The 9,711-nt window shown below is 76.8% G+C and carries 7 protein-coding genes; 1 reads left to right on the top strand and 6 read right to left on the bottom strand.

The genetic code is table 11. The features are described from left to right. The 5 genes from ABD345_RS39245 to ABD345_RS39225 form a co-directional block, all read right to left on the bottom strand. Positions 1-1,143, bottom strand: a 1,143-nt coding sequence (locus ABD345_RS39245; protein ID WP_344559513.1) for a PP2C family protein-serine/threonine phosphatase, incomplete at its 3' end; no start/stop codon positions are given. Positions 1,144-1,145: 2 nt separating this feature from the next. Then, complete coding sequence (locus ABD345_RS39240; protein ID WP_344559511.1) at positions 1,146-3,743, bottom strand: serine/threonine-protein kinase; 2,598 nt, start codon at positions 3,741-3,743, stop codon at positions 1,146-1,148. Then, positions 3,736-5,151 (bottom strand): hypothetical protein, encoded by a 1,416-nt coding sequence (locus ABD345_RS39235; RefSeq protein ID WP_425556961.1) that lies wholly within the window; start codon positions 5,149-5,151, stop codon positions 3,736-3,738. Before ABD345_RS39235 ends, ABD345_RS39240 begins: the two co-directional genes overlap by 8 nt. 260 nt (positions 5,152-5,411) lie before the next feature. Next, positions 5,412-6,440: a glutamate ABC transporter substrate-binding protein gene (locus ABD345_RS39230; RefSeq protein WP_344559507.1), complete on the bottom strand. Its 1,029-nt coding sequence runs from the start codon at positions 6,438-6,440 to the stop codon at positions 5,412-5,414. A gap of 14 nt (positions 6,441-6,454) precedes the next feature. Further along, complete coding sequence (locus ABD345_RS39225) at positions 6,455-7,849, bottom strand: hypothetical protein (RefSeq protein ID WP_344559505.1); 1,395 nt, start codon at positions 7,847-7,849, stop codon at positions 6,455-6,457. 316 nt (positions 7,850-8,165) lie between these two features. Between ABD345_RS39225 and ABD345_RS39220 the strand changes: the two genes are divergently transcribed. Then, positions 8,166-8,738: a nucleosidase gene (locus tag ABD345_RS39220; RefSeq protein ID WP_344559503.1), complete on the top strand. Its 573-nt coding sequence runs from the start codon at positions 8,166-8,168 to the stop codon at positions 8,736-8,738. 89 nt (positions 8,739-8,827) lie between these two features. Here the strand turns inward: ABD345_RS39220 and ABD345_RS39215 are convergent, their stop codons facing one another. Beyond that, positions 8,828-9,430, bottom strand: coding sequence for a hypothetical protein (locus ABD345_RS39215; RefSeq protein ID WP_344559501.1), 603 nt, complete (start codon positions 9,428-9,430; stop codon positions 8,828-8,830). Positions 9,431-9,711 lie beyond the last annotated feature (281 nt).

Here is a 9,711-nt window from a genome sequence, read left to right as displayed (position 1 = left end):
GGGCGGGGCGGCGGCGGGCGGGCCCGGTGCGGCGGCCGGTGCGGCCGGTGCGGCCGGGCGCAGCGGCACGGTGGCGTCCGGGTCGGCGGCGCGCGGCAGCGGCACGTCGAGCAGGGTGGCGTCGTGGGCGGGCGGCGCGACCGGCGGGTCGATCGGCAGGACGGCGACGGTGATGTTGTCGTGCCCGCCGCGCTCGACCGCGAAGCGGACCAGTTCCCGCGCGGTGGCCAGCGGTTCGGTCCGGGCGTCGGCGCGGACGAAGAACGCCAGGTCGGTGGCGGCCTCGGCGTAGTTCCACAGCCCGTCGGTGCAGATCAGCAGCACGCCGGGGACGTGCGGGGTGAAGCTGACGGTGTGCGGGTCGAGGTCCTCGGCGTCGGCGCCGAGCCAGCCGGTGATGGCGTGGGCCCGCGGGTCGGCGTACGCCTCGGCCTCGGCCATCAGGTTGGCGGCGACCATCCGGGCCGCCCAGGAGTCGTCCTCGGTGAGCCGGTACGGCTCGGCGGACTCGCGGTCGTCCGGGATCCAGTAGGCGCGGGTGTCGCCGACCCAGCCGATGGTGACCAGGCCGCCGGAGCTGATCGCGCTGACGTAGGTGCAGGCGGGCGCGTTGCTGTGCCGGCCGTCGGGGGCGGTGCCGTCGTGGGCGAGCGCGGTGACGGCCCGGTTGGCGGCGCCGATCGCCTCGTGCATCGCCCGGCCGGGGTCGCGGCCGGCGGCCAGCGCGGCGACCAGCGAGTCCGCGGCGGCGGTGACGGCGGTGGCGGACGCCTCGTCCGGGCGGGAGGAGGAGGAGACGCCGTCGCAGACCACGGCGAGCACGGCGGGCGTGCCGGTCGGGCCCTCGGCGGTGGCGACGGTGAACGCGTCCTCGTTGCGGTGGTGGCGCAGGCCGCGGTCGGAGACCGCCGCGACGCCGGTCAGCTCCCGTTCCTGGTGGTCGCGTTCGCGCGGCTGGGCCTGCCCGCACCGCTGGCACCAGCCGTCGGCGAGCTCGGCGGAGCCGCAGTGCGGGCAGCTGGGCACGACCGGCAGGTCGCGCAGGGTCGGCGGTCCGGTCAGGGAGGTGCCGCAGGCCCCGCAGAACGCGTCCTGCGAGCCCAGCGGTTCGGCACAGTTCGGGCACTCGGTCTGCTGCGGCATGCTCACACCCATGTCCTGGGGCGGGCCCGGTTGGCCCGTTCCACCCACTCGATCCTCGTCTCGGCCCGGTCGGACAACCGGGCCAACATCCGGTAGGAGTGTTCCAGGGCGAGCCGCAGTTCCCGTTCCGCGGCGGGATGTCCCAGCACGGTCAGCGTGGCGGGTCTCCCGGCGGCCCCCGCCAGCACCCAGTTCAGCGCCGAGTCCAGTACTTCGACGGCGAGTTCCTCGCGCCGCCGGGCGTCCAGGGCGAGCGCGGTCAGCCGGGCGGAGCTGTCGGCGAGTTCGGCCGCCAGCGGTTCGGTGGCGGCCCGGCCGCGCAGCCGGGCCCGGACGGTGCCGATCCGGGCGGCGGTCCAGTGGGTGGAGCCCTCCGGGACGGCCTCCAGCGCGGCGACCGCGCCGTCCCGGTCGCCGGCCGCGAGCCGGACCCGGGCCAGGCCGAACGCGGCGCTGACGAACGACCGGTCCACGGCGTTGACCAGGGCGTAGTGCCCGGCGGCGGCCGCGGTGTCGCCGAGCAGTTCGGCGCAGAGCGCGAGCGCCAGCTTGGGGGCGCTCTCGCCGGGGAACGCGTCGTACAGCGCCTCGAAGGCGTCCCGGGCCTCCGCGGCCCGGTCGGTGGCGAGCGCGGTCAGGCCGCGGTGCCACACCACCCGCCAGTCGCCGGGGTGTTCGGCCTCCAGGGCGGTCAGCTGCTCGGCGGCGGCCGCGGTGTCGGCCAGCTCCAGGTGGGTGCGCAGGGCCCGCAGCCGCAGCTCGGGGGAGTCGGCGCCGGCCGTCCGGAGCGCGGCCAGCACCTCGGCGGGGGCGGCGGCGGGCAGCGTGCCGAGCAGGCCCGCGTTCGGGTCGGCCGGGTCGGGCAGCGGCGCGGGCAGGGCCAGCGCGGCGACCCGGGCGTCCGGCGCGCGCTCGGTCAACTCGGTCTCCACGACCCGCAGTTCGGGGCCGAACAGGGTGGAGGCCGCAGGCCGGGCCCGGCCGTCCTGCAGGCTCAGCACCTCGCGCAGCACGCCGGTCAGCTGCCCGGCCATCTCCTCCGCGGAGGCGAACCGGCGGGCCGGGTCCGGGTCGGTGGCGCGCACCAGCAGCCGGTGGAAGGACTCGTACCGGGCGAACACCTCGACCTCGTCCGGGCCCGGGAGCTCGTGCTGCCAGCGCTCGGTGTAGCCGCGGAAGTCGAAGGTCAGCACGGCCAGCGTGCGGGCCACCGTGTACAGGTCGGAGGCGGGGGAGGGCCCGGCGGTGGCGATCTCCGGGGCCTGGTAGCCGACGGTGCCGTAGATCGGGCCCTCGTCGTCGTGCCGGCGGACCGCGCCCAGGTCGATGATCTTGAGCATGTCGTCCGACTGGATCACGTTGTCCAGCTTGAAGTCGCAGTACACCAGCCCGCGGGCGTGCAGGTAGCCGAGCGCGGGCAGCGCCGCCAGCCCGTACGCGAGCGCCTGCTCGACCGGCAGCGGCTCGCGCCGCCCGTCCGGCCCCAGCCGCTCGTTCGCGATGTCCTTCAGCGACTTGCCGCCGACGTACTCCATCACGATGTAGCCGTCGGCGGCGCCGGTCCGGGCGTCCGGGTGCTCGACGAAGTTGATGATCCGGACGATGTTCGGGTGGTCCACCTCGGCCAGGAACCGCCGCTCGGCGATCGCCACCGCCAGCGCGTCCTCGTCCCCGGTGTCCAGCAGGCCCTTCAGCACCACCCAGCGGTCGTTCACCCGGCGGTCCACCGCCAGGTAGATCCAGCCCAGGCCGCCGTGCGCCAGGCAGCCCATCACCTCGTACTGGCCGCCGACCAGGTCGCCCCGGGACAGCTTCGGGCTGAACGAGTACGCGGTGCCGCACTTGGTGCAGAAGCCCTCCGGGCGGCCCGGGCGGCCGTCCTGCTCCCGGCCCACCGGCCGGTCGCAGCGCGAGCAGAACCGCTTGCGCTCCGGCACCTCCGGGTTCGCCAGCACCGCCCGCGCCGGGTCCGCGGCCGGCACCGGGGCGATCGTCACCAGGCCCGCGCCCAGGTTGCCGCGCCGGGCGGTGCCGGAGCCGCCCCTCGAACTGCGCACCGACACCGAACCGCCGCGCCCCGACCGGCCCGAACGGCCGGACCGGGAACGGCCCGAGACGCCGCCGGACGGGACGCCTCCGGACGGGACGGAGGACGGCGGGCCGGCGGGGGCGACGGGTGCGGGGAGGGCGGCGGGCGGTGCGGCGGCGAGGCCGCACTCGTCGCAGTAGCCGTCCGGGTCGAGGGCGCCGGTGCAGCCCTCGCGTCCGCAGGCGTCGCCGGGACCGGGCCGGGCCGGGCGCGGGGCGGGCACCGGTGCGGGGGCGGCGGGTGCGGGGAGGGCGGCGGGCGGTGCGGCGGCGAGGCCGCACTCGTCGCAGTAGCCGTCCGGGTCGAGGGCGCCGGTGCAGCCCTCGCGCCCGCAGGCGTCGCCGGGGCCGGGCCGGACGGTGGCGGCAGCGGCTGGGGCGGCAGCGGCCGGGGCGGCAGCGGCCGGGGCGGCAGCGGTCGGAGCCGCGGCGGGGGCGAGCCCGCACTCGGTGCAGTAGCCGTCCGGGTCGATCTCCCCGACGCAGCCCGTGCGGGCGCACGCCTCAGCCATCGCTGTCCTCCCCCTGGTCGGTCCGCTCCGCCCGGGGCCCGTCCTGGACCTGCGGCGGCTGCCCGTCCGGCAGTTGCGGCTGTTCCGGCTGCTCGGGCCGCGGCGCCGGCGGTTGCGGGGCCGGCGGCTGCGGCTGCCGTTCGGGCGCGCGCAGGGCCTGCTGGAAGCGGCTGACCGCCTCGGCCGCCGCCCGCAGGTCGCACGGGGCGCTCCACAGCAGCCAGCGGGCCTTCTCGAAGCGCTCGACCACTTCCGGGTCCTCGGCCAGGCCGAGCCGGGCGGCCATCGCCTTGTACGCCTCCAGCCGGCCGCGGAGTTCGGCCCGGACGGCGAGCGGCTGGGCGACCTCGGTGAGCGACTGCCGGGCCCGGCCGAGCTCCTTGGCGGCGGCGTCCTCCAGCGCGTCCAGCAGCGGGCCGAGCCGGTGCCACTGGCCGGTCTGCTGGAAGCCGACGGCCTGGCCGATCGCCTCGCGCAGCGCGGAGGGCGGGCCGGGCACCGGGGGCACCTCGGTCGCGGCGATCTTCGCCAGCACCTCGCCGCGCGCCCGGCGGGCCTCGGCGAGCGTCAGGTCGGCGCGCTGCAGCAGGTCGGCGACCTGCTGGAGGCGCTCGTGGGACTCGTCGCGCAGCCGCAGCAGGCTCTCCAGCTCGACCCGCACGTCGTCCAGCCGGCGGCCCATCCGGTCGAACCCGGCGGTGTCCACGGCGCCGGTGGGGGAGGCCCAAGCGGCGTCCTCGGCGGCCCGGCCGCGCTGCGCGGGCACCCGGCTGGGCCGCCACAGCGCCAGCGGGTCGGCCACCACCAGGGCCCGCAGCGCGGTCAACTGCCGGGCCAGGTCGTCGAGGTCGTCGGCCAGCGGGTGGCCGCCGGGGCGCACCCCGACCGAGCCGGCCAGCATCTGGACCCGGCCGAGCTCGGCCAGCAGCAGGTCGATCCGGGCGGGCAGCGCCGACCAGACCGCGTCGACGGCGCTCACCACCTCGATCACCACCGCGTACCAGCCGTTCATCCGCTCCAGCAGCTCGCCCAGCGTGACCTGCTCCACCAGCCGGGCGGAGGAGGCGAGTTGGCCGGACGGGTGGGGGAGCCGGCCGCCGGAGACGGTCACCGAGCGGCCGGCCAGCAGCTCGCCGAGCTCGGTGAGTTCGGCGGCGGTGGGCCGGGTGCGCCGGGAGCGGACCGCACGGGCGGAGGCCAGCGCCTCCGCGTACCGGTCGAACAGCGCCCACAGCAGGGCCACGCCGCCCTCGGCGACCGCCCAGCGCTCCCGGGTGCGCCCGGACAGCTCGGCGCCGGTCAGCAGCCGCAGCCCCGGGTGGTCCTGGAGCGCCAGCAGCGCCGCCTCGACCGCGTCGCGCTCGGCCCCCAGCCGGGCCAGCGCGCGGTCGACCTCCTCACGGTTCATCACCGGGCGGGTCGTTCCGGCCAACGCGGTTCCTCCTCTCGGCCACGGTCGTGGTGACGGGGCGCCGGTCCTGTGGAGGTCCGGGTGACGGCCCGTCGGCCGCCAGTCTCCCCGACGACCGGCACCGGGCGGACGGCGGTCCCCCGGATTCCCCTTCCGGGACTGCCGTCCGCCCGCCGCTCCCCGGGTCGCCACCGCCGCCGTCACCGCCGCCGTCACCGCTGCCGTCCCCCGGGCCGTCACCGCCGCCGTCCCGCCGCTCACCACGGCCGGTACGGGCCGGGATCCCCCATGGTGGGCCGCAGCCACTTGTCGTAACTGGCCTGCCAGCCACCGCTGTTGCGCCAGTCGGCGAGCACCTGGTTGACCCAGGCGACCAGGTCGGTGTCCTGTTTGTTCATGCCGACGCCCATGTACGTGGGCAGGAAGGAGCCGTCGACCAGCTGCATGGTCTGGTCCTGGGCGACCATCGCGTAGGCCAGCGAGCTGTCCGACAGGGTGGCCTGCGCCTCGCCGAGTTCCATCAGCACCAGGCAGTCCAGCTGGTTCTCGGGCGTGAGGACCTTGCGCGCGCCGTGCCGGTCCTGGTCCAGCGCGGCGGCCGAGGAGGAGTTCTCCGCCACGCAGACGTCCTTGCCGCGGAGCGCCTGGTCCACGGTGCCGGCGTGCGCGGACTTCGGCGCCACCACCCGTTGGGAGACGTTGAAGTACGGCGCGGAGAAGGCGATCTGCTTCAGCCGGTCGCAGGTGATGGTCATCGCGCGGGCGATCATGTCGACCGGCCGGTCCGGGGCCTGGAGCAGGGCGACCCGGTCGGCGGTGGCGACGGCCTTGAGCCGGACCTTGTCCGGGTCGCCGAGGACCGACCCGGCGACGGCGTGCGCCAGGTCGATGTCGAAGCCCTCGATCCGGCCGGTCTGGGAGTCCCGGTAGCCCCAGTTGTAGGCGCTCTGGTCGATGCCGACGACCAGGTAGCCGCGCTCGCGGATCGCCCGGATCCGCGACCCGACCTGCTCCTTGGGCGGCAGCGACGCCCCGGTGTCGCAGCCGTCCGCCTCCACCGCGTTGGCCACCGCGTTCCCCGGGGCGTTCTCCGGCGAGTTCTCCGGCGCGTTCTCCGGGGCCCCGGCCGCGAGGTGCACCAGCGCCTCCCCGCGCCCGCCGCCCGCCGTACCGCCCGCCGTACCGCCCAGCGGGCCGCCCGCCCCGGCGGCCGAACCGCCGGTGCCGAGCAGGCCCGCCAGCAGTGCCCCGACCGCGAACAGCGTTCCGATCCTCGCCCCGCGCATCCTTCGCTCCCCCGTCACCGGTACTCGGCCAGTCGGCGGCCGAGGCCGCGCACCGTGCCGCCGACCGCCAGCGCGGCCAGCAGGCCCGCCGCCGCGGCCTGGACGCCCAACGCGCCGTCGATGCCGCCCGCGGCCGCCTCGAACGCGGCCTGCTCGGCCCGGGCGGCCTGCTCCCACTGCTGCCCGGCGGCGTCGAACGCGGCCCGGGCGGTGTCGTCGCGGCCCGGGGTCAGGGTCGCGCCCAGCGCCTGCTCGTACGCGTCCTTCGCGCTGCCCGCGCCGAGCTGCCCGGCCGTCGCGTGCCGCTGCTGCCACACCTCGAACCAGTGCCGGGCGTCGGCCAGTTGCTGCCGGGCCCGGTCCGGCGGCGCGGCCAGCAGGCCCGCCACCGAACCGGCGCCGCCGGCCGGGTCGGCCAGCGTCCCCGCCAGCGCCTGCCACTCGCCCTCGAACTTCTTGGTGGCGCCGCGCGAGACCAGGTCGAGGACCTCCGCGGTGTGCGCCCGCAGCGCCTCCACCCGGACCCGGTTCAGGTCGCGCAGCGGGGCGATGCCCTGGGTGCGGGCCCCGTGCAGGCCGGTGCCGGCCGCCACGGTGCCGGCGGCCGTCCACACCAGCGCGGTCAGCACCGCGGCCGAGGCGGTCAGCAGGCCCGGGTTGAACACCCGGTTGGTGCGCCGGAACAGCACCACCTGGTAGCGGCCCAGCGCGCCCAGCAGCAGCACGCCCAGCACCAGCGCAGCCCACGGCACCGCGGCCGCCGCGTCGTAGTCGCCGTCCAGGGCGGCGGCCTCGGCGTCGGCGAGCCGCTGCGCGTTCGGCAGCACCTCTTCCTGCAGGTACGCGGAGGCGTACCGCAGGTAGGCCCCGCCGAGCGGCAGGCCCTCCCGGTTGATCGCCCGGGCGCTCTCCACCAGGCCCGCGTAGCGCGGCAGTTGCCGACCCAGCTCGGCCAGCAGCCGCTGCGCCTCGGCGGAGCTGCCGCTGCGCGCGGCGGCCTGCGGGATCAGCCGGGCCGCGGTGTCCAGGTCGGCCTGGTACTGCGCGTGCACCTCGGGCGGCTCGGCGGACGCCATCAGGAAGCCCGCGGCGGCGGTGGCGTCGGCGTCGGCCAGCGAACGGTAGAGCTCGGCCGCGTCCTGGCTGAGCGGTTCGCTGCGGGACGCCAACTGCCGGGCCGCCGCGGCCCGGTCCGCGGACTGCCAGGCCGCCGTGACGCCGAACAGCAGCGTCAGCGCCACCAGCACCGCGGCCGCCGTGCGCAGCCGTCCCGGCGGGGTGCGGGCGGCCCGCCGCAGCCGTGCCAGCGGGCCGGACAACCGCCCGACCGGCCCGGCACCGCCGGGCACCGCGACCGGGCCGCCGGCGGGGGCGGGCGCGAGGACGCTCCCCTGAGTCTGTGCGGCCACCGTTCCCCCCTCGGCTCCACCGGCCACGTCTCCGGGCAGTATCACCACGCGGAACGGCCGACCGGCCGGAGTTGGCCTGCTGTTCGCCGGGCAGTGACCGACTTGTGCCCGACGGGCGCCCGCCCGTCCGCCCGGGGTCCGCCCGGGGTCCGGCCGTGGTCGGGCGGTCGGGCGGCTGGTTCCGGCGGCGGGTTCGGGCGCGGTCGGTTCGGGCCGGTCGTCCGATCCCCGGTGGGCGCAGGCTCGACCGTCCGTCCGCTCCCTGTCCGTCCGCTCCCCGTCCGGCCGCCGACCGCCCCCTCGTAAGCTGGGCGCCATGCGTCTGACCGGAACCGTCACCCCCGACCGCCCGCTGCTCGTCGTCGCCCTGCCCGAGGAGGCCGCGCACCTCGGCGGCGGCCTGCCGGTGCTGCTGACCGGCATGGGCAAGCTCAACGCGGCCGCCGCGCTGGCCGCCCTGCTGGCGGGGGGCGAACGGCCCGCCGCCGTCGTCAACCTGGGCACCGCGGGCGCGCTCAAGCCGGGCCTCGGCGGCACCCACGAGATCGGCCGGGTGCTCCAGCACGACCTCGACACCGCCCTGCTGGAGGGGCTCACCGGCCGTCCGATGGACGGCCCGATCGACCTCGGCCCGGCCGGGCCGGTGCTCGCCACCGGTGACCGCTTCGTCTCCGCCGACGCCGAACGCGACCTGCTGGCCCGCACCGCCGACCTGGTCGACATGGAGGGCTACGCGGTGGCCACCGTCGCCCGCCGCGCCGGGCTCCCGGTCCGGCTGGTCAAGCACGTCAGCGACGAGGCGGGCGACGGCGCGGTCCGCAGCTGGCGGGAGTCCGTGGACGACTGCGCCAAGCTGCTCGCCGACTGGGCCCGCACCCACCTCGGCTGAGACCCGCCGGGCCCATCGGGCCCGAAAACGACGGAGCGCCCGTCCGGACCGCACGCGGCGGTCGGACGGGCGCCCGGTACGACCTGGGCTCAGCCCTGGTACGGGTTGGCACCCGGGGCCTGCGGGTACTGGCCCGGCGCCTGCGGGTACTGCGCGGCGGGCTGCTGGGGCGGGTACGGGGCGGCAGCCGGGGCCTGCGGGTACTGGCCCGGGACGGGCGGCGCGGCCTGGTACTGGCCGGGCGCCCCCTGCTGCGGGTACTGGCCGGGAACGCCCGGGCCGCCGCCGAGCAGGCCGTTGACGAAGGTGTCCATCTCGGCCCGCCAGACGCGGTGGATGTTCATCCGGGTCGGCTTCGGCTCGTTCGGCAGCTGGAAGCGCAGCGAGCTCCACAGGGTGTTGCGGCGGACGTCGCTGAGCGAGGCGCGGGCCTGGTCCAGCGGGATCACGTACAGGACTTCCTGCGGGCGGTTGCTGATCCGGGAGGTGCGGTGGATGACGACCACCCGGTGGGTCAGCGTGACGAAGTAGTACTTGATGAACAGCTGGGCGATGAGGCCGATCAGGCCGTTCGTCAGCCAGGGGCTCGGACCGGTGACGGTCTGGATGGTGGCGACCGGGCGGTCGTTGGGCTCGATCGAGGCAATCGCCTGGGCGACCTGCTCCTGAATCGTGGACTTGAGGATCGCCATCTGGCGCTGCTCCCGGCTGTTCCAGGCGCACGCCCCCGTCGGACGCGCTGTGAGCGCGTGACTCTAACAACCGGCCCTGAGGCGTTCAACGGACAGAACAGGCATCCCGGGCGCCATTGCCAGATTTTCACCGAACTGATACCGGGCGCGGGAACTTGTCGGCAAGGTGACGTAACGTCACCTCAGACCGTGTTTGAGATCTCATAGATTGGTGGGTGAAAGTGGTCGCGGGCCTTGTCGGGTGGCTGCGTGGCCGCGGGTGAGTCGGCGGGCCATGATGC

This window comes from Kitasatospora saccharophila (assembly GCF_039529925.1).
Lineage (GTDB): Bacteria > Actinomycetota > Actinomycetes > Streptomycetales > Streptomycetaceae > Kitasatospora > Kitasatospora saccharophila.
The sequence above is the reverse complement of the archived record's forward strand: the minus strand, read 5'-3'. Positions and strand labels throughout refer to the sequence as shown.